This is a genomic window from Psychroserpens sp. XS_ASV72 (genome assembly GCF_041224425.1).
Classification (GTDB): Bacteria; Bacteroidota; Bacteroidia; order Flavobacteriales; family Flavobacteriaceae; genus Psychroserpens.
The window spans coordinates 54,991-80,140 of sequence record NZ_JBGFGL010000070.1 but is presented as its reverse complement, the minus strand read 5'-3'; the positions used below and the strand labels follow the sequence as shown (position 1 = coordinate 80,140).

Genomic DNA, 25,150 nt, shown 5'->3' with positions numbered 1-25,150 from the left:
TAGACAATTAATTTTACTTACAATAAAAAAGACCTCTATGAGGTCTTTTTTTAAGGTCTTAAAGGTTGATTCTTTATCAAATCAATGTAAAGATTGACTTTGTCTTTTAGATCTTTACGATGTGTGATGAAATCTAAAAATCCGTGTTCTAGTAAAAACTCTGAGGTTTGAAAACCTTCAGGTAATTCCTGTCCTGTGGTATCTCTTACGACACGTGGACCAGCAAATCCTATCAAGGCGCCTGGCTCGCTAATGTTGATATCTCCCAACATGGCAAAAGATGCAGTAGTTCCACCTGTAGTAGGATCTGTACACAAAGAAATATAAGGAATTTTAGCTTCAGCCAATTGTGCTAATTTTACAGAAGTTTTAGCCAATTGCATAAGTGACAAAGCAGCTTCCATCATACGTGCACCACCAGATTTGGAGATGATCATGAACGGAATTTTCTTTTTTAAAGCATGATCTGCGGCACGAGCGATTTTTTCTCCAACAACACTTCCCATAGAGCCACCAATAAAACTGAAGTCCATACAAGCAATCACCAAGTCTTCACCTTTAGATTTTCCAACAGCCGTTCTAACGGCATCCTTTAATTTGGTTTTTTCTTGAGCTGCTTTTAAACGATCTGGATATTTTTTGGTGTCTACAAACTTTAATGGATCTTTTGAAGTAAGTTCAGCATCTAATTCTTTGAACTTATTATCATCAAATAGAATTTCAAAGTATTCTTTACTTCCAATTCTTACATGATAACCATCTTCAGGGCTTACATAGTAGTTTTGTTCAAGTTCTTTGGTATCGACAATTTTTCCAGTTGGAGATTTATACCACAACCCTTTGGGCGTGTCTTTTTTCTCTTCGGTAGAAGTTTGGATACCTTTATCTTTTCTCTTAAACCAAGCCATTTAAATAAGATTTGTTAATTAGTTAGCGATGCAAATTTATAAAGTATTTACATTATTAAGGTCTTCAAATGCTTTTTTTAGACGCTCAACAAATGCATTTTCACCTTTACGAAGCCAAACACGTGGATCGTAATATTTTTTATTTGGAACGTCATCTCCCTCAGGATTACCTATTTGTGATTTTAGGTATGCTTCTTTTTCACCCATATAATCTCTTACGCCAGACATAAAAGCATATTGCATATCTGTATCAATATTCATTTTGATCACACCGTAACCAATAGCTTCTCTAATTTCTTCAACTGTGGAACCAGATCCGCCATGAAAAACAAAATCTATATGATTGTGCGGAAGGTTGTGTTTTTTTGAAAGAAACTCTTGAGAGTTTTTAAGAATTTTTGGAGTTAGCTTTACATTACCTGGTTTGTAAACACCGTGTACATTTCCAAAAGCAGCTGCAATCGTGAATTGATCACTTATTTTGCTCAGTTCTTCATAAGCATAAGCAACTTCTTCGGGTTGTGTGTAAAGTTTGGAATCGTCAACATCTGTATTGTCAACACCATCTTCTTCACCACCTGTAATACCTAATTCGATTTCAAGAGTCATGCCCATCTTCTTCATGCGCTCTAGATAGGTTTTACAGATTTCTATATTCTCTTCTAAAGGTTCTTCCGATAAATCAATCATGTGCGAACTGTAAAGAGGTTTTCCTGTTTTTTCGAAATGAGCTTCACTGGCATCTAAAAGTCCATCAATCCAAGGCAACAATTTTTTGGCACAGTGATCCGTATGAAGAATCACAGGAACATCGTAAGCTTCTGCCATAAGATGTACGTGTTGGGCACCTGCAATAGAGCCTGCTATAGCTGCTTTTTGGTCTTCATTACTCAACCCTTTTCCAGCGTTAAATTGAGCGCCACCATTAGAAAATTGAATGATAACAGGCGCATTAAGAGTTTTTGCTGTTTCCAATACACCATTTATGGAATTTGACCCAATCACATTAACTGCTGGTAAGGCAAACCCTTTTTCTTTAGCAAGTTTGAAAATTTCCTGTACTTCTTTTCCAGTAGCAACTCCGCCTTTGATATTATGACTCATTTTTTGTTTTTTTAGTTGAAAATTAAGTTATCAAAAATACATAATTTTTGAATAAATACGGAGTTAATTCTTCCTTATGTGACGCAATAAATTACGATAACGTTATTGTTGAAATGACTAGAAAGGATAATTTATTCCAATATTATAAACCGCATTACTGAAGTTGTAATCCTTAAACCATCTGTTTCCTAAAGAACGGGAAGGGTCGTAAGTTTTAAAGCCCAAATCCAGTCTTAGAACGAAGAAGCTAAAATCATAACGCAAGCCAAAGCCTGAACCAACAGCAATATTCTTAAGGGAATCAAATCCGCTAAAAACAGCCTGCTCATCCTCAACGTCATCTAAAACGTTCCAAATGTTTCCTGCATCTACAAAAATGGCACCATTGAATCTACCCACAAGATTGAAGCGTTGTTCGGCACTAAGAGTGATTTTCATATTAGCTTCATTGAATTCATTGGTTGAAATCGAACTTCCAGGTCCTAGATTATAGGCTGTCCATGCTCTAATATCGTTAGGTCCTCCACCAAAAAAACTTTCTGCAAAAGGGATGTTGTCAGAATTCCCATAAGGAATAGCGATTCCGAAATAGCTTCTTATGGCAAACACTTTTTTCTTTCCTAAATCCCAGTGCTTTACGTAATCAAATTCCGTTTTGATAAACTGTGAAAATGGCACATTGAAAACTTCATACTTTCCGTTACTATTTTTGTTTAGGTCGAAAACTTTTGAAAGATTGCTCAATAGATTTCCAGCAGTTTCAACTCGAAATCTTAAAATGGAAAAGTCATTGTCAAATAAGCTCTCTCTTCGATCTTTCACATAATTAAAACTGGAGGACAGGATAAGGTTGTTTTCTGTTAAACGATCCTTTCGCTGTGCGATATTGCTAACGTCTTGATAGCTTTCATTGGTAGGTGTCAAGGTTGTATTGTTGTTCAGAACATCTTGAATAAAAGTATCGGCTCCATCAGGAATGGAGAGATCATTATTGTTGTTCGTATAGTTTATGTCTTGGGCAATCTGATTGAGTCGATCATATGAATTTTGATAAACTCCAAAATAATTATCTGTATTTAAGTTCCTAACAAATTGAATGTTCAACAAATCAACATCGTTAGTCACTGTTTTAGAAGGATACCAATTGTAATTGATGGCTCCAGTAAGGGTTTGTTTGTCAAGACCAATGTTTCGCTGACTAGTAGCTCCAACGGTCAATCGAGTGCTTGGAGACATGTATTTAGGAATGATTTTCTCAGTATTGAATGGCAAAAACAGTCTTGGAATATTCAAACGCAAGTTTCCGCCAAACTCGGTAATGTCAAAAAATTGATCATTAGAATCAGAGGCATCTCTTGAAGCACCAATAGAACCTAGTCCAGAAATCTCAAGTGTTTCGGCACCTCTAAAAATGTTTCGAATAACCAGTCCTGTACTTATTGAAAAACCAACGGTTTGGATATTACTTTGGGTTACATCAAAATCAAAACCTAAATCGTATTTCTTTTTAGGTGAGAGGTAAATGTTTGCTATTAATGTCGAGTCTTCCTCATTTTCCTGATAAATAATGTTTGGGTAATTAAAAGCTTTTAATTCACTTAAATATCTATAGGTTCGAGTTCTGTCAATATCCCTAAATACTTTTCCTTTACTGATGAAAATAGCATCTGTTAAAGCTTTGGGTCTGTATTTTAGCTTATTGTAGCTGTAAAGGTTGTAATCGCCATATTTTACAGAGTCACTAATGGATAGATTTCTGTTTTCATATTTATTATCAGTAAAAATATTAACCTCTTTTATTTTATAAACTTTAAAGGGCTGCCTAATAATTGAATCTTCGGTACGAATGGCTCTATTTTTAATGACCAATTCTGCATTGACCTTGTTATTAGGTAAAATGGTGTCAATATCAAAACTTATGTAATCCTGTTGAAAATGAAAAAGGCCAGAGTTTCTGAGTTCTGTAGTAAGCCGATTACGTTCCCTTGTGAAATTTTCCGTGTCAAATTGTTGCCCTATTTTGATTAAAGAATTGTGCTTCAGCTTTGAATTGTACATTGAATCGATTAATGGAGTTGCTATCCTTGAAGCAATAGAGTCCAAAAAATATGGATCGCCTCGATTTACCTTGTAAGTTACAGTGGCTCTTTGGTTGCTATCTTTTTGGGTTTCATAGTCTGTTTCAACATCAAACCAACCCTTACTGAAAAAATACTTCTTTAAAGCGGTTGCTGTTTTTTCGGTTTTGGTCTCATTATAAATTACTGGAGCCTCACCAGTATTTCGCCACCAATTATTGATTTTCTTTTTCGACTTAATCAGCGCTTCATATTGTTTTAGGGACAACAGTTTTTTTAGTCCTGGTTTTGGGTTTTCAGGATTTCGGTATTTGGCATCTAAGATGGAGTCAATGTTAGGCCTGGCAATGTTGTATATGTGCAATCGTAAAGGAATCCCTAATAATTTGCCATTCTCTTTCTGGTAAATAAGGTTGTCGACTGTTTCTGAATTATCTTTCTTATCATCAACGATAACTTCGGTCTCTGTAAGTAAATGTTGATTATCGCCAACATTCTTCATGACGTTACAAGAGGTTGTAAATGCAATAATCGCACAAAAATATACTATGTATGTCAGGTTTTTTTTCAACAGAAATCTATAAGAAATACGAGCTCAAACAATTGTAATGGTTTAATGTGCATTAGCATAACAAAAAATAGACCAAAAAAGTATTACTTTGTAAACTGCAATGGCATTAACAAAAGTAACGACATTTTGGGTATAACAAAGAACGAGATAAAATTAATTAAAAGCTTGAGTCAAAAAAAGAACAGGCTTAAAGCTAAATTGTTTGTTGTAGAAGGCATCAAAGGCATTAATGAATTTTTAGATTCCCATTTTGAGTTGCAGCAATTGTTTACGACACAAGACATTTTTGAAGCTGAATGCGAGTTGATTTCAGATAAGGATTTATTACGTATCAGTAACTTGAAATCACCAAATACTGCCATCGCTTTATTCAAAATGCCTGATCCAAAACCTCTAGTAAATAAAGGGTTGATTTTAGTCCTGGATGATGTAAGAGATCCAGGAAATCTAGGAACAATCATTAGATTATGTGATTGGTTTGGCATTTCTCAATTGATTTGTAGCCAGGAAACGGTTGATTGCTATAACCCGAAAGTTGTTCAAGCTACCATGGGATCTTTGACTCGAGTTCAAATCAATTATCTTGATATTGAAGAATATATTGAAAATTCTACTTTACCAAGTTATGGGACCTTTATGGATGGTGCCTCTATTTACAAAACGAAATTACCTTCTGAAGGGCTCATCATTATGGGAAACGAGGCGAATGGAATTTCACCCTCAATTGAAGCACTTGTTGATGTAAGGATTGGTATTCCAAGATTTGGAAATCTCAAAGCTACTGAAAGTTTGAATGTAGCAACTGCAACCGCAATTGTTTTAAGTGCCTTTAAAGGGCGTTAGCGAACTCTTGCTTTGTTCAATTCAAAAAGGTATGGATTTTGATTATCTTTACATCAAAATCATATCTAATGCAAATAAGAGCCCTAACCATTATACTTGTTTTTTGTTTTCCGATACTTTTGTTTTCACAGGTTGAAGAACTCAATCCGCCAAATTATATCAAAACCATAACTTTTAAGAGCGCCAATACACAACAAGGTGAACTCCCAATATTGCAACTGAATGAGCCTTTTTTGTTGGAATTTGATGCCTTGGTAACTACAGAACCCGATTTTTATTACACCATTGAGCATTATAATTACGATTGGACCAAATCCAATCTCGTTAAAATGGAATATATGATTGGGTTTGATGATTATAGAATAGTTGATTACTCAAACTCGTATAATGCTTACCAGTTGTATTCGCATTACAGATTACAGATTCCAAATCAGCAAACAAGAGCACTTACTAAAAGTGGAAATTATCTGATTTCTATTTACAATGATGATAGGGAATTGGTCTTTACGCGAAAATTTATGATTTACGAACAAAAGCTAGGCGTTGGAGTAGAAATTAAAAGATCACGAGATGTAAGGTACATTGCAGGAAAACAAAATGTTGATATCAGAATTAATACTGGAGGCGTCAATGTGAACAATCCTCTTCAAACTATCAATACCCTTATTATTCAGAACAACAACTTGCGGACAGCTATTAAAGAAGTCAAACCTCAGTATACTTTAGGGCAACAATTAGTCTATAGATATACTGATGAAACTGCGTTTTGGGCTGGGAATGAGTTCAGGTTTTTTGAGAATAAGGACGTAAGGGCAGCAAATGTTGGTGTTCAGTTTATTGATTTGAAAGATATTTATCATAACTATTTATTTGTAAATTTTGAAAGAGCAAGTCAGCCATATACGTATAATCCGGATATCAATGGTAATTTTTTGGTTACAGCTCTTAATGTTGAAGACGTCAATATTGAAGCCGATTACACCATGACACATTTTGCTTTGGCTTATCCTGAGCTAACCGATGGCAGTAAAATTTACATTTATGGTAATTTTAATAACTATGCTCTAGAAGATATGAATCGTATGGTTTACAACAGGATTAAAAAGCGATATGAGGCTGCTTTTAAATTAAAGCAAGGATTTTATAACTATAAATATGTGGTTCTAAATCCTGATGGTAAATTAGATGAAGGCAGAATAAGTGGGAATTATTGGCAAACTGAAAACAACTATAAAGTGTTGGTGTATTATCGCGATCTTGGAGCAAGATATGATGAACTTATTGGTTTTGGTGAAGCAACATCAGTAAATATCTCAAATTAATCCACGCTAGTCATCAGTAAATCTTCCTGAACGGTATCGTATTGGAGTTTTTTCCTTACAAATTCATTGGAATGTTCGTCATAAAAGGAACAGTTTTCAATCGGTTTTGCATACAAATGTAGGCTAATGGTCTTGCCATTGTTGGTGTTAGCTAACCGATGAAACCCAATTTGGTCATTCATAAAAGTTTTCTCACCAGGTGTTATCGTCTGGGAATTAGTTTCAAATACATTTCCTTGGTCATCCATGGCGTAGAACATTTCTTGCATTTTCCCTTCAAGAAGGAATACCCAACAATCTTCTCCATCATGTCCGTGAATTGAGGTTTGCTGTCCTTCTTGCCAGCAAAGAAGAAGCAATTCAAACCGTTCATCTCTATAAATACAATTTCTTGTATATTTTTTATCAGACCAACTTTCAAAAGGTTTGAAATTTATCGAATTGAAATCAAACGAATTGAGAATGTAATCATAGTTTGATTTTTCCGACTCAGACAAGGTTTGAATTAATTCTCGAATAAATTTTATAGACTTCAATGTTTTGGAATTATAAAGGTATATTTTAGTAGTCGAGAAAATAGGGATAATTTTACTGAACACCAAAAATTTAAATATCAGCATTGTATGAAAAACGATCTTGAATTGTTTAATGAGCTTACTGAGTTATTGTTATTGGAAGAGTCTGAACATCCTGTCGCAACTCCTATAGAAGCCCATGCGCTATTTGAAAGCATCAATATTGAATTAGGAGAAGAGCCTACTGTAGATGATGAATTTAAATCTATTTTAAAAGATATCGTAAAGCGTACGCCTAAGACAGCTTCCAAGTCATTTTTTAATCAATTGTTTGGAGGTCGAATTTCTAGAGCAGCATTAGGTGATTTATTGGCGGTTTTACTAAATAATAGTATGTATACCTATAAGGTGGCAGGTGTTCAAGTTGGAATTGAAAAGGCAATATTGAATAATGTATGTGGGTTTATTGGTTATCCTAAAGAGAGTGATGGAACGATTGCGCCTGGAGGTTCTATGTGTAATTATATGGCGATGTTAATGGCTAGAGATGCTTTTGATGCCTCAATTAGAAATACAGGCATGAACAAAAAGCTCATTGCATATACGTCAGATACCTCACATTATTCCATTGCCAAAAATGCCTCTTTTGTTGGTATTGGAAGAGATCAGGTGCGATCTATTGAAACCAATGCTAAAGGGGAAATGGAAGTAGAGGTCTTGGCTAGTCAAATCCAGAAAGATTTAAATGAAGGATATCATCCCTTTTTTGTCAATGCCACAGCAGGAACAACGGTTTTAGGTGCTTTTGATAATGTTAGCGATATCAGTAAAGTGTGTAAGGCACACAATTTATGGTTGCATCTGGATGGTGCTTATTGTGGTTCGGTGATATTCAGTAAACGGTATAAGCATCTTGTCAATGGAATTAAAAACACAGACTCCTTTAGTTTCAATGCCCATAAGATGTTGGGAACGCCTTTAGGTTGTTCAATTATTGTTGTAAAGGATAAAAGGTATTTGTACCAATCCCTTTCCAATGATGCAGATTATTTGTATCAAACCGATGATGATGCTTACAACTTAGGAAAAACCTCTCTACAGTGTGGTAGACGAAATGATGCCTTAAAATTATGGACCCTATGGAAGTCGGTCGGAAGCAAAGGGCTAGAACAAATTGTAGATCATCAATTTTATTTAGCTGATGTTGCTCGCGATTACATTAAAAATAATAAGGACTATCAGTTGTACAGTTTTGATGATTCGATTTCCGTTTGTTTCAATTACAAAGGGATTTCTGCAAAAAAACTATGTACCAAACTTTATGAGCATTCTGAATTAATGGTAGGTTATGGGACTTTTAGAGCGGATACGTTCATTCGATTGGTAACCGTAAATTCACAATTGAAAAAAGACGATATCTTGACCTTTTTTAAAACCTTGGAAGCATTTGTTGCTGAAGAAAGTTTTTAACAGAATGGTATTTTATCGGTTTTCTTGTTAAAAATTTGCTTAATTTTAGAAAATAGCTGAATTTAAGCTGAAATTAGCTATTTTTACAAACTTAATTTTTACTGAAAATGGTACAACAGGTTACATGTGGGATTAAAATTTCTGTAGAAACGACTTTCGAAGGCACATTTTACAAAAATTACAAAGTGCATTTTGCATTTGGGTACAAGGTAACTATTGAAAACCAGAGTAAAGATTCTGTTCAGCTTAATTCAAGATATTGGAAAATTTTAGATGCCTTAAACAATGTTGATATTGTTGAAGGCGAAGGTGTTATTGGGAAAAAACCCGTGATTAAGCCTGGAGAATCCCATACCTATAATTCAGGTTGTTTGTTGACCTCTCCTTTCGGTGCTATGCAAGGTCATTATAACATGGTGAATTTTACCAATACCAATAAATTTAAAGTAGCGATTCCTTCCTTTAAGTTAAGTGCGCCATTTGCTCTTAATTAATCATTAAAATTTTTGATATAATCAAAACGATAGGTCATTTCTCCTTGCCGTATTTGAAAAAATCGGCAATTAGAGTAATGAATAAAGTTATGGTCGCTGTTCAAGTCGAATCCTTCCATGTTGATTTGATAGATGCCATCGCAATTGATGTCTCCATAAGGGGAAATCCGTCTAAACCTATACTGAATCGTGCTGCCAATATCATGGATTTCAAACCAAGCGCCAGCGGCAATACCTCCAAGCCATTGAGCATGGTCGCTCTTTTCTGAATTGTGTTTAGGTTCCAATTTACCTGACCAATCAGATTCGTGATGCTTGAGTCGATCTAAGAAATATTTTCTGTTTTCTCTTTTTATATTCGACTTAAATTCTGAAATGTTTCCGTTTTCCGAAACCACATAAACATCATTTTCAGTATCAGCTAAGATCACATTTCCAATTGTACTAGGTGTAAACCACTTTGATTTTTTGAGTTGGGATAAAATCATTTCATCGGTTACAGAAGCAATGAGAGTATCTGCTACAAATCGTGCACAGTTACTAGCATCTTTAATAAATGCGGCATATCTAATCAAGCCTTTATGCTGCATAGCATCAATAAACGATCTGGCCTTTTGGTAATCAATAGCGTTACATACCGAAGCATACAATTTGCCATCGCCATGGGTTAATTCTGGTATGGATGCAAAATATTTCAGAATGTCTTTTGTATTGGTAATTTTATTATTCTGGATGGTTGCCTTTATTGGAAAATTGAGTTCAAAATCGGTTTCCTTTCCTCTCACGCGACCATAAGGTGATGCGGTAATGTAGCGTCCAAAATCATGATATTCCAAAACGCCTGTGGCTTTGTCAATTAAGATAAGTGCAGCATGACCAGCTCGAACGTAATTTTTGTTTCCAATCGAGACATACTTCAATAATGGAGAGTACCATTCCTCAGCATGGGAGACAATGGTTTCTGGATAAGCAAGGGTTAGAATAATACCGTCGTTCATATTCATTTTTGATGTAGCAACTTACAAAAAATAAGCAATATTTTTAACGTCCATTTAATACTTCAACAAAAACATTAGTCGTTAAAAAACCGTAACTTTGCAACTTCAAAACAATACACACTATTTAAATCAAATTTAAGATGGGAAAAGGATTTTTCAATGTACCAATAGCAGTTAATGAACCTGTAAAATCGTATGCTCCAGGCAGTCCTGAGAGAGCGGCTGTTTTAGAGGCTTACAATGAGATGTGGAACAGTAAAATTGAGGTTCCATTATACATAAATGGAAAAGATGTTAAGACAGGAAATACAAAAACCATGTCTGCACCTCATGATCATCAACATATAGTGGGCACATATCATCTTGCAGAAAAATCAAATGTTCAAGAAGCTATCGATACGGCTTTAAAGGCTCGTGAAAAATGGGCTAACCTTACTTGGGAGCAACGTGCTGGTATATTCTTGAAAGCGGCTGAACTCATTGCAGGTCCTTACCGTGCAAAGATCAATGCTGCAACTATGATAGCTCAATCTAAAACCGTTCATCAAGCTGAGATTGATTCTGCATGTGAACTGATAGATTTCTTGAGGTTCAATGTTCAATACATGACCGATATTTATCATGACCAGCCAGAAAGCACAAGTGGTGCATGGAACCGAATTGAATATCGTCCTTTGGAAGGATTTACTTATGCTGTAACGCCTTTTAATTTTACAGCTATTGCTGGAAACTTACCTTCTTGTATGGCGATGATGGGAAATGTTGTTGTTTGGAAACCTAGCGATAGCCAAATTTACTCTGCGAAAGTGATTATGGACGTCTTTAAGGAAGCAGGTGTTCCTGACGGTGTGATCAATGTCGTATTTGGAGATCCAGTGATGATTACCGATACAGTTATGGCCAGCCCAGATTTTTCAGGATTACATTTTACAGGATCGACTTTTGTATTTAAGGAACTTTGGAAAAAAATTGGTAACAATATCCATGACTACAAAACCTATCCTAGAATCGTTGGTGAAACAGGAGGAAAGGATTTTATAATTGCACACAAAACCGCAGTTCCAAAACAAGTGGCAACGGCTATTTCAAGAGGTGCATTTGAATTTCAAGGACAGAAGTGTAGTGCTGCTTCAAGAGCCTATGTGCCTTCCAACTTATGGGATGAGGTAAAGAATCTTGTTATTGAAGATGTTAAATCATTTAAAATGGGATCTCCAGCAGATTTGGAAAACTTTATTACTGCTGTAATTCATGAAGGCTCATTCGATAAGTTAGCCAAATATATTGATCAAGCAAAAGCAGATAATGATGCCGAAATCATTGTAGGAGGAAACTACGATAAAAGCAAAGGCTATTTTATTGAGCCTACTGTTATTGTCACTTCAAATCCGAAATATACAACTATGTGTACAGAGCTTTTTGGACCTGTCATTACCATTTATGTTTATGATGAGGACCAATATTCTGAAACCTTAAAGTTGGTTGATGGAACCAGTGAATATGCTTTAACAGGAGCTGTTTTGGCTACCGACCGTTATGCGATTGACGAAGCTACTAAAGCACTTCAAAATTGCGCTGGAAACTTTTATATCAATGATAAACCAACAGGTGCTGTTGTAGGTCAACAACCATTTGGAGGTGCAAGAGCTTCTGGTACCAATGACAAAGCAGGAAGTGCCTTGAATTTATTACGTTGGGTATCGCCAAGAATGATTAAGGAAACTTTTGTGACACCAACAGATTACCGTTATCCATTCTTAGGATAAAAAATAAAAAAGCCAGATTTAAAATCTGGCTTTTTTATTGAAACTATATTAAAATTTAGAATCCAATATTTTGTCCAACATTAACCTTATTAACATTCAGTACTTGATTGTTAGAATTGACAATCATTGCAACTATTTCTAATGCATTGGCATTAAGATTTGTTGGGATAACATAGTCAAAATATTGTCTGTAAGTATTATTGGCTTGAGTTTCGTTTCCTGGAATAGCATTTCCAAGAACATTTGTGAACGAATGACGCAGTACATGATTGTGCTCAAAATTTACAATAGGATCAGCACCACCATAATATTCTGGGTAATAATTTGTTTGATCTCTTCTCAGACCGTTTTCTAAAAGTAAGACAACCAACTTTGCACCGTTTTGGTTTTGACCAAAACCAGCACTAACCATAAATGATAGATTGTTGTCTTTAGAGGCTGAAATAATAGCTAAACCATTATTGGTTGTTCCTGTTGCTAAATTAGTAACTTGGCTAACGTTACTAGGCTCAGGAAAATTCCATTCATCGGCTCTGTTAATATAAGCTGTTGGTAATCCAGTGACATTGAAGGCATTTGCCAATTGTACGCCAAAACTATTTTGGTAAGGATCACCATTGTATAGATGTGCAGCAACAACAACAACTTTATCTAAAGGATCATTGTCTTTAACTAAATCTATCGCATGGGAAACACGGGTGCAATATCCACACCAATCTCCTGTATAGTCTTCAATTAATGCTTTTCTTGTGTAGGTCATTGGTGTTGAAGCGTTATCTTCAACTGTTACGGTTTTAGTGTTACTTGTAAATTCTTCAAAAGTAGCATAGGCATCAAAGCTACCCGTAGTATTAGTGATAATTCTAGCTCCTGTAAGAGATTCAGCTCCATTCACAAACACCTTAGAACCAGAAGTTATATTTATTGTGTTCCCATTATTATCGGAAGCAATCACTTGGAAATCTATGCGCTCACCTATATTATAGGTGTCTTCAGATTGTATGTCAATGGATACAATAACAGGTAAAACAGTGACGCTTACACCGCTACTAGTTAAGTTACGATATTCAGCAGTAATGGTGTATTCACCGGTTGCTGATGCAGTAAATGAGTTTCCTTCAATACTTTGATTGTTAACCAAAATAGTCGCTTCAGAAGTAACATCTGTATTCTGATTTGTTTTAACAGTAAAACTAACTGTATTTCCAAAATCGACATATTCTGCACTAGGAGTAACTGTTATTGAAGTTGGTCCTCCGTTGTTCCCACCATTATCCTCATCACTAGAGGAACTACATGAAAACACAGCTGCTGACAAGATAAAAAGGAAAATCTTGGAGAGATTTTTGACTTTCATAAGACTTTTGAGTTTTAGTTAAAAAATAGAGATAGCGAATATATGATATTTTTATTTGTTTTTTTACATCTTTGGTTTGTCTATTGAAATAATTGATATAAAAATTGTAAGGATCCTGTTAAAATTATGGTGTTACTAAAAAAAAATTAACTTTGCTTCGTTAAAAATTAAATCTCTATCATGAAGACCCTATCTATTACCTTACTGGTTTTGTTTTGCTCAATATTTTCTTTCGCGCAAGATGTACTTCCCAATATGCAGCTGGAAACATTGGATGGAAAACATATCAATCTTGAAGATATTTCTAAGGACGATCAACTTGTTGTAATTTCACTTTGGGCTACTTGGTGTGTGCCTTGTAAAAAGGAATTAGATGCCATTAACGATGTCTATAGCGATTGGGTTGATGAAACCAATGTGAAGCTTTATGCTATTTCCGTTGACGATGCCAGAACCGTTAAGAGAGTGAAACCATTAGTGAGTGGTAAGCAATGGGAGTATGAGATTTTGTTAGATACAAATAGCGAGCTTAAACGTCGATTAAATGCGCCCACAATTCCATTGACTTTGATTGTCAAAAACAATAAAATACTATATAGACATTCTGGTTATACACCTGGAAGCGAAGATGAACTTTATGAGAAGTTATTGGAGTTTTCAGAATAATTTTTATCCAACTAATAACCTTCAACCCTAACTCAATGAATCGTTTTATCACAATAGTAGTTCTACTATTTATTCCTATCATTACTATAGCCCAAGAAGAAGACAAAAAAGATTACGGTACACTTAGTGGAGGTATTGAATCCAATTCCCAATATTATGTTGATGACCCAAAAACTGGAGACTTTCTTGAGGAAGATAACTTCAGATCAAATAATTACTTGAGGTTAAACTATGATTATAAAAATTTCTTTGCCCATGTGCAAGTGGAATCTTATGAACCCAATGCCATTCTAAATTTTTATCCAAAATATATGGGCACAGATATAGGAACTTTTGCAGTTGGTTATAGAAGTCAAAAATTTGAGGCGACTTTAGGTCATTTTTATGAACAATTTGGTAGCGGACTTATTTTAAGGTCTTGGGAAGATCGGCAATTGGGTATTAATAATTCCCTTAGAGGTGCAAATGTTAAATATAGGCCAATTGATGCATTGGAGTTTTCTGCGTTGTATGGAAGACAACGTGACGGATTTGAAGTTTCCGATGGATCTATTTATGGATTCAATGCTGAAATAGATTTGTCTTCATTGTTCAAATTTGAGTCTACCGGATTAGATCTAGGGCTAAGTTATGTTGGTCGCGATGAGGATTTGGATATCGACAATCCTGATTTCGAATCTCTTACCAACTCTTATTCTTTTCGTTTAGGTTTTTCTGAAGGGAGTGTATATTCTTCATTAGAATATATTATTAAGGGTGAAGATGTGTATGTGGAAATGGATGATCCTATTGAAGATAAATACTTTGATGGTAGTGCTGTACTATTTAATATCGGATTTGCAAAATCAGGTTTGGGTGTTGATGCAACATTTAGGCGTATGGAAAATATGGCGTTTTTCTCTCAACGTGACCAATCGGCTAATATTTTTAACCAAAACTTTATCAATTTTATTCCTGGATTGACCAAACAACATGATTATGGTGTTACAAATATCTATGTATATCAAGCACAACCAAGACTAACTTTTAATCCTCTGTTTAAATCTGGTGAAATTGGAGGTCAAATCGATATATTCTACAACATTAAAAAAGGGTCTGCTTTAGGTGGTAAATATGGAACAAAATTGGCGTTTAATTTTGCTTCTTGGTCTGGACTAAAAGGCGATTTTGACATCGCTGAAAGAACTTATGAGGATACTGATTTCTTTGCTTTTGGTGAGAAATATTTTGAAGAGGTAAGTTTGGATATTAAGAAAAAATGGTCTCCTAAATGGTCATCAATAGTTTCTATTGTCAACACTTTCTATAATGCACGTTTTGTTGAAGATAGAAGAGGAGAAATTAATGCAACAGCTTTGGTAGGTGAGGTCACGCGAAAGTTTGGTAAAGGAAGATCGGCAAGATTAGAACTTTCCCATTTGTTTTCTGATGATGAGCTTTCTGAAAGAGCCAAAAACTGGGCTGGCGGAACCTTGGAATATAATTTTAATAGTAGGTTGAGTGTCTTTGCCAATGATTTGTGGAATTATGGCAATCCAGATGAAGATAAACAAGTACATTACTATACAGTTGGTGGTAGCTTTACCAAAGGTGCTACACGAGTAATGGCAAGTTATGGTAGACAACGTGGCGGATTGGTTTGTGTTGGCGGTGTTTGCCGCTTTGTTCCTGAAAACACAGGGTTTTCTTTAAGTTTATCTACATCATTTTAATTTCTAATTACAAGTAAAACTATAGAAAGAGCCCAAAACTTTAAGTTTTGGGTTTTTCATTTTATGATTTTTGTATATTTATGAAAATCAACAATCCTAATATGAAGATCATGTATTTCATATTGGCATGCCTACTGTCAATTTCAGTATTTCCCCAAAAACAAAAAAACCCATTTCAAAATTTCGATACCTCTAAAATGGAAACGACTGTTTTAGTGCAAAAGTCTCCAGTTGTAGATATACAATCCTATAATGACAAGGTTAATAATAAATATGCTTTTTATCAAGCCTACAAGGCGATTGCGCAAGGTGATTTTCAAAAGCATTTATTGCCTTTAGAACATATTAAGGAATTAAGTAGACAGAGCCATAAAACACAAGTGGTTCCTTTGGTGATTTTACATTCAAATTACGAAATAATTACAGATCAATCATTTCAAAACAATTCGGTTTTTGTTAATTCGGAAGGTTACGTGATTAATGATGGTTCAGCAGAATTTGAATTGGAAAAACTAACGATTGCTTCAGCATTAAGAACTCGGCATAAAGGATTGGAAACCACCTTCAATTTATCCGAAGCTCATATTTTTAATACGACAGATCAATCTGTTGTTTCCATTGAAATTGATTTTGATGATGGTAATGGTTTTAGAAACATTGTTCTTGACCAAAACATTGCCATTAGCTATTCTGAAGAAGGAGAAAAAAACCTTGTATATAAAATTAAATGGGATTCTGGAGAGGTTGTTTCAAGACAGTCGACCTTAGATATCGAATATTCTAATGCCGATTTATTAGCGAGATCTACAAATGCCATAACGACATTTACTTCAAGTATAACGCCAGATTTATCTGTTTATGGAGAAGCTACTTCTTATCCTGGAACAGGTGAATATGAACTCTTTTTAAGTGCCGATAACATTCTTGATAAGCCTATCATATTGGTAGATGGTTTTGATCCTGATGATGGACGCTCAATTTCAGGAATCTACGATTTATTGAACTTTAATGATGGAAATTCAACTTCTAATCTTGGCGATATTGTAAGAGCAGAAGGATTTGATATTGTGATTTTAAATTTTCCAACCTACTTAAGAGCACAGGACAATATTTTGGTTGATGGTGGAGCCGATTATATTGAACGTAATGCGATGTTATTGGTCGATCTTATTGCTATGATCAATGCTAATAAAGAGGGAATTGAGCAAAATGTAGTTATTGGTCCAAGTATGGGCGGACTTATTTCTCGATATGCATTGAATTATATGGAAAACCAAAATTTAAATCACGACACCAGATTATGGATTTCCTTTGATTCACCTCATCAAGGAGCTAATGTGCCGATAGGTTTTCAGCATCAATTTAATTTTTTGGCTTTTGGCTTGGATGATTTTTGGATTTTAGGCGATCAAAATGTAGAGGAATTACAGCCCATCATAAACGGAATGCTCAAATCTCCTGCAGCAAGGCAAATGCTAACCGATCAATTTGAATCGCATATCACTAATAGTGATGGGGTAACATTCAATGGTAGTTTGTCATTGCCTCAACCACATTTTTTTAAAGGTATTTTTGATAATAGGCTTAATAATTTAACGGCATCAGGTTTTCCAGAAATCACGAGAAATGTCTCAATTATAAACGGAAGTGGTGTAAATAACCGTTTTCAGAGCAATACTAATCCGCCTAGTGATTTATGGCCAGGAAGCCAGATTTTAGATGCAGATATCAATATCATGACTGGTGCAGATTTGTTGGTAGAAACCTATTTTACGCCTTATGCTGGAACAGAAATCCAAACCAGTAAGGTGCATTTGGATTTTGCATGGTGGTTTCCTTTAGCCAATGATAGAATTAATAATGCTAGTTCAGCAGCACCAAGTTTTTCAAACGGTGTTGATTCTGGCTCAGGAGGTCTATTTGATATTTTAAGTTTGACTGCCGATTTAGATACTGGTGGATTGGTTGGTGAGTTTTTGGGTGCCTTGAGTACAGATTATTTCAATTTTATTCCGAGTGTAAGCGCTATGGCTTATGAACCTGTAAATAATAATATTAACTGGTTTCAATCTCTTGCAGGAATTACGTCGAATGACACACCTTTTGTGAATTGGTACATGCCTAACGCTAACGAGCCTCATGTGACGCTCACACAAGCTAATGTCACTTTTGCCTTAAATGAAATCATTCAGGAAACTTTATCTAGTTCAGTTGTTGAAAGTTCTTTTCAACTTAAAGTAGAACGAAATCCGATTGATCAAAACTTGGTGATCTTAAGTAATTCTTCAATTGAAGATGTTAACCTCACCTTAATGGATATCACTGGCAAAATTGTGTTTTCCGAACATGTTGGTTTATTAGGACAAAGAGCAGAATTTTCTCTAAATTTAGGTTCAGGGTTATACATTCTTGATATTGAAACAGGCCAAGGCTTAAAGTACAGGGAAAAAATTATCAAAAGATAAAATTTGAATATCAGCCTTTGTATTTTAAAGGAAGGTGAACCACTTTCTTGGTTTCAAAAAAATCTTCTTTAAAATAATCACTGAGATTATAAATTTTTGCTGTTTGGTAGACTTGTAATTCTTCAGTAAGATCACCACCCTTTAAATAAAGGATGCCATTTTTTAAGTCATGGTTTTGGGTTTTGGCTACTTTGTTTTTTATCCACTTTACAAATACAGGCATTTGTGTAACGGCTCGGCTAACAATAAAATCAAAAGTATCGTCAATATTTTCAACTCTATCATGAGATGTTTTTACATTGGTCAACCCTAAAGCTTTTGAAACTTCATCAACCACCTTTATTTTCTTGGCAATACTATCAACTAAGTGAAATTGGGTTTCAGGGAATAAAATAGCTAGAGGTATTCCGGGAAAACCACCTCCTGTACCGACATCCATGACTTTGGTGTTGGGTTCAAAGTTGATCACTTTTGCAATGCCTAGGGAATGTAAAACATGACGAAGATATAGTTCGTCTATATCTTTTCTGGATACCACATTGATTTTTTGATTCCACTCCTTATAAAGTGGTCCAAGCTGTTCGAATTGTTGCTGTTGGGTCTCGTTTAGCTCAGGAAAATAAGTTGTAATCAACTGCATATTTGGAGTTTTTAACAAAAATATGCAAATTTATGTGCACATTTTAATAATTATAAGTAGAACGTGGCGTTGTTTATTTTATATATTTGCCTCTATTACTTAGATGCGATTTTATATTGTACCTAAATCCCTAAGATATGACAAAGCAAACACTTTCTTTTTCAAGAACAGACTCTGCAAAGTTTTTTAGAACACTCAACAAACGAGTTAACAACTATTTCAAGGAAAATAACATCAAGCGTACCGGAAATTGGAAAATCTGGGTAAAAACCGTTGTGATGTTTACCTTATTTTTATTGCCTTACTTTTTAATCTTAACATTGGATATTCCTGGCTGGCTCCAATTATTGATGACCATAATTATGGGAGTTGGTATGGCAGGAGTCGGGATGAATGTGATGCACGATGGAAATCATGGTTCTTATTCTAATAAAGAATGGATCAATCGTTTGATGGGTAGTAGTATCTATATCTTGGCTGGAAATGTCTATAACTGGAAAGTGCAGCACAATGTGTTACACCATACATATACCAATATCCATGGCCATGATGAGGATTTGGAAGCGGGTCGCATCCTCCGATTTTCAAAGCATGCCAAATGGCGTAAGTATCATAAATTCCAACATTATTATTCTATCTTACTTTATGGTCTATTGACGATCAATTGGGCCATCACTACAGATTGGCAGCAAATGAAGCGCTACATGAAGCGTCAATTGTCTTATGGAAAAATGCCTAATCCAGTGGTGAATTGGAGTAAGTTGGTGATTTCTAAAATCATATATGTGGCAATTTGGATTGTGGTTCCAATGTTGGTTTTAGATATTGCTTGGTGGAAAATCTTATTAGGATTTTTTATCATGCATTATGTGGCTGGACTTATTTTAAGTGTGATTTTCCAGTTGGCTCACGTTATGGATGAAGCTGAAATGCCGCTTCCTGAAGAAAATGGTACCATGAAAAATTCTTGGGCAATCCATCAATTAAAAACAACTGTAAATTTTGGAGCTAAAAGTAAATTGATCAATTGGTATACTGGTGGATTAAATCATCAAGTTGAACACCATATTTTTCCACATATAAGTCATGTTCACTACGGAAAGATCTCTAAGATTGTTAGGGAAACGGCTAAAGAGTTTAATTTACCTTATAAAGAATACGAAACTACAAGAAAAGCAATCATTGCTCATTTCAGATTTTTAAGGGATATGGGTAAAAATCCAGCACTTCAAGCCTAATAGGTTAATACATATGAGTTTACTTTCAAATCGCGTTTTGAATATGTCAACTTCTGCAACTTTAGCAATGGCAGCTAAAGCCAGAGAGTTGAGAGCTGAAGGAAAAGATATCATTGGTTTAAGTTTAGGGGAACCTGACTTCAATACTCCAGATTTTATTAAGGAAGCAGCAAAACAAGCTATTGACGATAATTATAATTCCTATACACCAGTTGATGGTTATGTAGAATTAAAGGAAGCTATTATCACTAAATTTAAACGCGATAATAATTTAGATTATGGCTTACAACAAATTGTGGTTTCCACAGGTGCTAAGCAATCATTAGCCAATGTAGCTGCTGTTATGTTGGATAAAGGTGATGAGGTTATTTTACCGTGTCCATATTGGGTAAGTTATAGTGATATTGTAAAAGTATATGAAGGTATTCCAGTTGAGGTGAAAACATCCATAGAAAACGATTTCAAATTAACACCTGAACAGTTGGAAGCGGCGATTACGCCTAAAACTAAAATGATTTGGTATAGTTCGCCTTGTAATCCTAGTGGTTCGGTTTACAGTAAAGAAGAATTGAGAGCCTTGGCTGACGTCTTGCAAAATTACCCTAACATCGTAGTGGTTTCCGATGAAATATATGAGCATATTAATTTTGTTGGAGAGCATGCAAGTATGGCACAATTTGAAGATATGTATGATCGTACTGTAACAGTCAATGGTGTGTCAAAAGCCTTTGCTATGACAGGTTGGAGAATCGGTTATATTGGTGCGCCAACCGACATTGCTCGAGCTTGTAATAAAATGCAAGGCCAGATGACCAGTGGTGCAAATTGCATAGCCCAACGAGCTGTAATCACAGCTTTAAATGAACCGCCTTCTCGAGTGCAATACATGATTGACGAGTTTAAGGTGAGACGCGAACTAATATTAGATTTATTAAATACGATTCCTGGTTTTGTAACCAATGAGCCAGAAGGAGCTTTCTATGTCTTTCCAAATATCTCAGAATATTTTGGAAAAAGCATCAAAGGCGTTAAGATAGAAAACGCTTCAGATTTTTCTATGTTTCTGCTTGAGCATGCTAATGTTGCTACTGTTACAGGTGAAGCGTTTGGAAATCCAGATTGTATTCGAATTTCCTATGCCGCTTCACAAGAACAAATTATTGAGGCTGTAAAAAGAATTAAAGAAGTTCTAGCCTAGTAAGAGATTTATAAACCAAAATCATTACTATTACTAGTAGGGTAACTAGAGCAATAAGTATTTTTTTAATCAATAGCTTTTTGTTCTCTTTTCTTACGCGTCTTCTGATGCGTCTCAAAACATGAGGTTGTACTTTAGGTAAAACATAAGGTTTGTAACCCACAATATTTTTTCCACCACCATTCATTTTACTGAATGGTTTGTGCTTATTCTTTCTTAAGAGTTTTCTATTGTTCTTTAAAGTTACGTTCATTGAAGACATCGATCCCATAATACTATCTTTTGTTTCTGAGTATATTCAGAAGTTCTTGTTTTAAAATTATTGTATATAGCGATTTCGATGTAGCGGTTTACATCGAAATATGCTATTTAATTTCGTAAAAGATAGTTTTGAGATGATTCTCAATCGTACCAGTTAAAGGTGCAGAAGATACGTTTTAGAGTATAAACGCCAGAGCAATAACAAAAACTGAAACTTTAAGAAGTGTGTCTATACTAGACGTATAGTTGTATTGTTTGCTTTTTAAACGTTGTTTGATGCCAAAAATTGAATTTGATTTTGAATGTTTAAGATTGCATTTCGCAATACTTTTATAGTTTGAATTCAATAGGCCTTCAGGGCGTACAAAATTGTGCTCTAAGTTGCGTATGGGCAACGGTTCTAAATCTCTTGTAATTGATAATTCCATGATGGTTGATTTTTTAGTTGATTACACCAATATGACGTATAACATGAAAAAATGTTACAAGAATATAATTTGTAAACCTCTAAAAATGAGGGTCTATATTTCTGAAATATCAGTAAATACAAATATTTTCAGAAAATGGAATAATTGAAAAAAAATTCTAAACTATCGGTTTCTCCAGAAGAAAGGTGTGAGTAAAATCAACACTGTGAAGAGTTCCAATCGACCTATCAACATTAAAAAAGCAGACCACCATTTTCCTAATGCTGGCAAAGCGGCATAATTGTTTACTGGTCCGAAATTTCCCAAAGCGGGTCCAACGTTTCCTAAACTTGAAGCTGAGAGTCCGACAGAAGATTCAAAATCGATTTGAAACATTGAAAATACTAAGGCTCCAACAATAAAGGATAGCATATACAAGATAAAGAATCCTAGGATGTTAAATACAATATCACCTGTTACGGCTTTTTTATTGTATCGAACTGGTAGAACAGCATTTGGATGTAAAGCTCTTTTAAATTCTAAGAACCCATTTTTTATCATGATCATATGTCGTACTACTTTGACACCTCCAGAAGTACTTCCAGCTGATCCACCCAAAAACATAAGTCCGAAGAAAAATACAACTAAGAAAGGCGTCCATAAGGTAAAATCTGCCGTTACAAAACCAGTTGTGGTTACGATAGCAATAACCTGAAATAAGGCGTGGCGTATTGAGGCTTCAGCTTTTCCATAAACCATGGGGTGCTCAACTGAAGATATTGAGAAATCTGCTCTGAAATAGATAATCAGTGCTGCAATGATCGTAAAGAACATCAAGAACTTAAAATACAATCGAAACTCTTCATCCTTAATGGCTTTTTGAACGCGACCTTTGAATGCGAAATAACTCAATACGAAATTTGTTCCGGCAAGGAACATAAAAAGAATAATGATGTATTGAATCATTGGCTGTCCATTCCAATAAGCAATACTGGCATTTTTGGTAGAAAAACCACCTGTAGATAAGGTACAAAGAGAATGGTTTATAGCATCAAAAAAGGTCATTCCAGCGACCTGCAATAAAATGGTTTCCGCAGCAGTGTAACCAAAATATATGAGCCACAATCGTTTAGCTGTATCTGTAATTCTTGGATGTAATTTATCGGCATTAGGACCTGGCGCTTCAGCAGCAAATAACTGCATACCACCAATTCCCAATAAAGGTAGAATAGCAATAGCAAGAACAATAATACCCATACCGCCAATCCAATGCGTTAGACTTCTCCAAAATAAAACACCTTTAGGAACCGCTTCAATATCACTTAAAATGGTCGCGCCTGTTGTTGTATAACCAGACATGGTTTCAAAAAAAGCATTTGTAAAGGATGGAATCGCTCCGGTAAAAATATAAGGTAAAGTTCCTGATAAGGCCATGACGATCCAACCAAAAGCAACTACGAGATACCCTTCACGCTTATTGAGTTCCTTTTTATGGTTTTTGGTAACAACCATCAAAATGCCACCAACCAAAACGACTAGTATTCCAGAGAGAAAAATCTGTTGGGTAACACCATCTTTGTATAAAAGGCTCATTAAAGATGCCAAAAACATGAAACCTCCATTGAATAAAAAAAGTAATCCGAAAAAATGAAAGATGATTTTATAATTGAGTTTCATAAGCTTTCTTTAAAAGCATTAACATCTGTTTAGAAGAAAAAGGATTCTACTTTGGTAATCGATCGAGGCAAACAACAAACCACAACCTTATCGCCTTCTTGAATTTGAAAATCCCCTAAAGGAATAATGCCTTTTTCATTTCTAACTACACCACCTATGATGGCAGATCTTGGAAAATCTAAATCCTTGATTGGTTTTTGAGTGATTTTTGAATCTGACGATTTTACCTTAAACTCCAACAACTCAGCATTCATATTGTTGAGCTTGGTCATAGCCAAAACCTCTCCCTTTCTAATGTATCTAAAAATATTGTTGGCAGCCAAAAGCTTTTTGTTGATAAGGGTATCAATACCAATAGATTGTGATAATTGATAATAATCCATATTCTCAACTAACGCAATGGTTTTTCTAACACCTCTTGATTTAGCAACCAAACAGGACATGATATTGGTTTCAGAATTGCCCGTCACAGAAATAAAAGCATCCATTTCACCAATATTCTCTTCCTCCAGCAATTCTACATTGCGACCATCACCATTAATGACTAATGCATTTGGAAGTTCATCGGCAAGTTCGAAAGCGATGTTTTTATCTTTTTCTATGATTTTAACATTGAATTTATTGGCACAAAGGTCTTGGGTAGATTTTTTTCCGATATTACTTCCGCCAAGAATCATGACATTTTTGACTTCAGTACGAACGCGTCCCGAAAGTTCAAAAAGCTCATCGTCACCACCTTTAGAGGAAATAAAAACGACTTTGTCGCCCTCCTTGAATTGCGTGTCACCTCTTGGGATGATCGTGTATTGAGTGCCAAATCGTTGAACAGCAATCGGCATAAAGTGTAACTCTGAAAATGCCTGAGCAGCTTCTTTGATGGTTTTATCTACAAACGAGGCGGTTCTTGATAAACGCAGACTTAACATGGTTAAAGCGCCATCTTCAAATTCATAAGTGTCGTTAAATCCGTATTGGTTCAATAACAGTTCAATTTCAGCGGCCGCTAAGCTTTCTGGCGAAATCAATTCATCGATACCAAATTTGGTGAAACCTACATCATCTTTATTGTCGATAAATTCTGAATTGGATATTCTCGCTATGGTGCGCTTAGCTCCTAGTTGTTTCGCTAAAACACAAGCTGTAATATTTGTGGTTTCTGAAGATGTAACGGCAATAAATAATTCTGACGTATTGACTCGAGCTTCCTTTAAAATTGAAATGGAGGTAGAATCGCCTTTTATGACTCTAATGTCAAGATGATCCTTCGCATAAGACAAACTGTCTTTATTGATATCTATTAGTGTTATCTCTTGGGATTCATACGACAATAATTTTGCCAAGTGAAATCCAACCTCTCCAGCACCAGCAATTATGATTTTCATCTATTGATTTATATTGAAAAAACATACAAATATACTACAATATTATCTCAATTAAAGTATTTATTTAGGGATTACAAT

21 protein-coding genes are annotated in these 25,150 nt (G+C 35.1%); 10 read left to right on the top strand and 11 right to left on the bottom strand.

Going from position 1 to position 25,150, the window contains the following annotated elements; translation table 11 throughout:
• Nucleotides 1-50: 50 nt before the first annotated feature.
• From accD to AB9K26_RS03525, 3 genes are all read right to left on the bottom strand, one after another.
• Nucleotides 51-908: an acetyl-CoA carboxylase, carboxyltransferase subunit beta gene (gene accD, locus AB9K26_RS03535; protein WP_369971159.1), complete on the bottom strand. Its 858-nt coding sequence runs from the start codon at nucleotides 906-908 to the stop codon at nucleotides 51-53.
• Between the two features lie 36 nt (nucleotides 909-944).
• Nucleotides 945-2,012, bottom strand: a complete 1,068-nt coding sequence (gene fbaA / locus AB9K26_RS03530) for a class II fructose-bisphosphate aldolase (protein WP_369971158.1) — start codon at nucleotides 2,010-2,012, stop codon at nucleotides 945-947.
• A gap of 117 nt (nucleotides 2,013-2,129) precedes the next feature.
• Nucleotides 2,130-4,592, bottom strand: a complete 2,463-nt coding sequence (locus AB9K26_RS03525) for a BamA/TamA family outer membrane protein (protein WP_369971157.1) — start codon at nucleotides 4,590-4,592, stop codon at nucleotides 2,130-2,132.
• A 234-nt stretch (nucleotides 4,593-4,826) separates the two neighbouring features.
• On the opposite strand from AB9K26_RS03525, the gene AB9K26_RS03520 reads away from it, so the two are divergent.
• Both AB9K26_RS03520 and AB9K26_RS03515 read left to right on the top strand, forming a co-directional pair.
• Nucleotides 4,827-5,504: an RNA methyltransferase gene (locus AB9K26_RS03520; RefSeq protein ID WP_369971156.1), complete on the top strand. Its 678-nt coding sequence runs from the start codon at nucleotides 4,827-4,829 to the stop codon at nucleotides 5,502-5,504.
• 68 nt (nucleotides 5,505-5,572) lie between these two features.
• Nucleotides 5,573-6,826 (top strand): DUF5103 domain-containing protein, encoded by a 1,254-nt coding sequence (locus tag AB9K26_RS03515; protein WP_369971155.1) that lies wholly within the window; start codon nucleotides 5,573-5,575, stop codon nucleotides 6,824-6,826.
• On the opposite strand, the gene AB9K26_RS03510 is transcribed toward AB9K26_RS03515, so the two are convergent.
• Nucleotides 6,823-7,362, bottom strand: a complete 540-nt coding sequence (locus AB9K26_RS03510) for a cysteine dioxygenase family protein (protein WP_369971154.1) — start codon at nucleotides 7,360-7,362, stop codon at nucleotides 6,823-6,825. The genes AB9K26_RS03515 and AB9K26_RS03510 overlap by 4 nt on opposite strands.
• 87 nt (nucleotides 7,363-7,449) lie before the next feature.
• Between AB9K26_RS03510 and AB9K26_RS03505 the strand changes: the two genes are divergently transcribed.
• Entirely contained in the window at nucleotides 7,450-8,811 is a 1,362-nt protein-coding gene (locus AB9K26_RS03505; RefSeq protein ID WP_369971153.1) for an aspartate aminotransferase family protein, read from the top strand.
• A 107-nt stretch (nucleotides 8,812-8,918) separates the two neighbouring features.
• Nucleotides 8,919-9,305 carry a Co2+/Mg2+ efflux protein ApaG gene (gene apaG / locus AB9K26_RS03500; RefSeq protein WP_369971152.1) on the top strand — a complete coding sequence of 129 codons (387 nt, stop codon included), beginning with the start codon at nucleotides 8,919-8,921 and terminating at the stop codon, nucleotides 9,303-9,305.
• Here apaG and AB9K26_RS03495 read toward each other — a convergent pair.
• Nucleotides 9,302-10,303, bottom strand: coding sequence for a DUF6695 family protein (locus AB9K26_RS03495; protein ID WP_369971151.1), 1,002 nt, complete (start codon nucleotides 10,301-10,303; stop codon nucleotides 9,302-9,304). The genes apaG and AB9K26_RS03495 overlap by 4 nt on opposite strands.
• A 140-nt stretch (nucleotides 10,304-10,443) precedes the next feature.
• On the opposite strand from AB9K26_RS03495, the gene pruA reads away from it, so the two are divergent.
• Nucleotides 10,444-12,069: an L-glutamate gamma-semialdehyde dehydrogenase gene (gene pruA, locus AB9K26_RS03490; protein ID WP_369971150.1), complete on the top strand. Its 1,626-nt coding sequence runs from the start codon at nucleotides 10,444-10,446 to the stop codon at nucleotides 12,067-12,069.
• Nucleotides 12,070-12,124: 55 nt separating this feature from the next.
• On the opposite strand, the gene AB9K26_RS03485 is transcribed toward pruA, so the two are convergent.
• The gene (locus AB9K26_RS03485) at nucleotides 12,125-13,426 is read right to left on the bottom strand and encodes an Omp28-related outer membrane protein (RefSeq protein WP_369971149.1); all 1,302 of its coding nucleotides are present in this window, start codon (nucleotides 13,424-13,426) and stop codon (nucleotides 12,125-12,127) included.
• A 180-nt stretch (nucleotides 13,427-13,606) separates the two neighbouring features.
• Here AB9K26_RS03485 and AB9K26_RS03480 point away from each other — a divergent pair, with 180 nt between their 5' ends.
• From AB9K26_RS03480 to AB9K26_RS03470, 3 genes are all read left to right on the top strand, one after another.
• The gene (locus AB9K26_RS03480) at nucleotides 13,607-14,092 is read left to right on the top strand and encodes a TlpA family protein disulfide reductase (protein WP_369971148.1); all 486 of its coding nucleotides are present in this window, start codon (nucleotides 13,607-13,609) and stop codon (nucleotides 14,090-14,092) included.
• A 35-nt stretch (nucleotides 14,093-14,127) separates the two neighbouring features.
• The gene (locus tag AB9K26_RS03475; protein ID WP_369971147.1) at nucleotides 14,128-15,804 is read left to right on the top strand and encodes a DUF6029 family protein; all 1,677 of its coding nucleotides are present in this window, start codon (nucleotides 14,128-14,130) and stop codon (nucleotides 15,802-15,804) included.
• A gap of 101 nt (nucleotides 15,805-15,905) precedes the next feature.
• Nucleotides 15,906-18,269: a T9SS type A sorting domain-containing protein gene (locus AB9K26_RS03470; protein ID WP_369971146.1), complete on the top strand. Its 2,364-nt coding sequence runs from the start codon at nucleotides 15,906-15,908 to the stop codon at nucleotides 18,267-18,269.
• A 10-nt stretch (nucleotides 18,270-18,279) separates the two neighbouring features.
• Here AB9K26_RS03470 and rsmG read toward each other — a convergent pair whose 3' ends face one another.
• Nucleotides 18,280-18,909: a 16S rRNA (guanine(527)-N(7))-methyltransferase RsmG gene (gene rsmG / locus AB9K26_RS03465; protein ID WP_369971145.1), complete on the bottom strand. Its 630-nt coding sequence runs from the start codon at nucleotides 18,907-18,909 to the stop codon at nucleotides 18,280-18,282.
• 137 nt (nucleotides 18,910-19,046) lie between these two features.
• Between rsmG and AB9K26_RS03460 the strand changes: the two genes are divergently transcribed.
• Nucleotides 19,047-20,147, top strand: a complete 1,101-nt coding sequence (locus AB9K26_RS03460; RefSeq protein WP_369971144.1) for a fatty acid desaturase — start codon at nucleotides 19,047-19,049, stop codon at nucleotides 20,145-20,147.
• Between the two features lie 13 nt (nucleotides 20,148-20,160).
• Nucleotides 20,161-21,345: a pyridoxal phosphate-dependent aminotransferase gene (locus AB9K26_RS03455; RefSeq protein WP_369971143.1), complete on the top strand. Its 1,185-nt coding sequence runs from the start codon at nucleotides 20,161-20,163 to the stop codon at nucleotides 21,343-21,345.
• Here AB9K26_RS03455 and AB9K26_RS03450 read toward each other — a convergent pair.
• The 4 genes from AB9K26_RS03450 to trkA form a co-directional block, all read right to left on the bottom strand.
• Nucleotides 21,326-21,616 (bottom strand): hypothetical protein, encoded by a 291-nt coding sequence (locus AB9K26_RS03450; protein WP_369971142.1) that lies wholly within the window; start codon nucleotides 21,614-21,616, stop codon nucleotides 21,326-21,328. The genes AB9K26_RS03455 and AB9K26_RS03450 overlap by 20 nt on opposite strands.
• Nucleotides 21,617-21,782: 166 nt before the next feature.
• Nucleotides 21,783-22,034, bottom strand: a complete 252-nt coding sequence (locus AB9K26_RS03445) for a hypothetical protein (RefSeq protein WP_369971141.1) — start codon at nucleotides 22,032-22,034, stop codon at nucleotides 21,783-21,785.
• A 162-nt stretch (nucleotides 22,035-22,196) separates the two neighbouring features.
• A complete protein-coding gene (locus tag AB9K26_RS03440) occupies nucleotides 22,197-23,690 on the bottom strand; it encodes a TrkH family potassium uptake protein (protein ID WP_369971140.1) in 1,494 nt (497 codons plus the stop codon).
• 29 nt (nucleotides 23,691-23,719) lie between these two features.
• Nucleotides 23,720-25,072 (bottom strand): Trk system potassium transporter TrkA, encoded by a 1,353-nt coding sequence (gene trkA / locus AB9K26_RS03435; protein ID WP_369971139.1) that lies wholly within the window; start codon nucleotides 25,070-25,072, stop codon nucleotides 23,720-23,722.
• Between the last annotated feature and the right edge of the window lie 78 nt (nucleotides 25,073-25,150).